At 69.4% G+C, this 506-nt stretch carries 1 protein-coding gene; it reads left to right on the forward strand.

The window, feature by feature from the left end; translation table 11 throughout:
* Window positions 1–506 (forward strand): CoA-transferase (locus FK268_RS24030; protein WP_306461508.1); only part of this gene is annotated, 506 nt, incomplete at both ends.

A 506-nucleotide genomic window follows, 5' to 3' on the forward strand; every position in this document is an offset into this window, starting at 1 on the left:
GGGCGGCGGGAAGGTCAACGACTCCACGACCGAGGACCGCGTGCGGCTGATGGAGATCGATGGCCGCGAGTACCTCTTCTACAAGGCCTTCGACCGGCTCGACGTCGCCTTCCTGCGCGGTACCACCGCCGATCCGAGCGGCAACGTGACCATGGAGAAGGAGGCGCTCACGCTGGAGGCGTTGGAGACGGCGATCGCGGTGCACAACAAGGGCGGTCTGGTGATCGTGCAGGTCGAGCGGATCGCGGAGCGGGGCTCGCTGAACCCGCGCGACGTGAAGATCCCCGGTGCCCTCGTCGACTGCGTGGTCGTGGCGACCAGTCCCGCGCACCACACCCAGTCGTGGGGATCGCAGTACAACCCGGCGATGAGCGGCGAGATCCGCCAGCCGATGGGCTGGACGGACCCCATCCCGCTCGACCCCCGGAAGGTGATCGCGCGGCGCGCCGCGCTCGAACTGCGCCCGAATTCGGTGGTGAACCTCGGCATCGGCGTCCCGGAGGGGG

The organism is Tsukamurella sputi, from assembly GCF_007858445.1.
GTDB classification, from domain to species: domain Bacteria; phylum Actinomycetota; class Actinomycetes; order Mycobacteriales; family Mycobacteriaceae; genus Tsukamurella; species Tsukamurella sputi.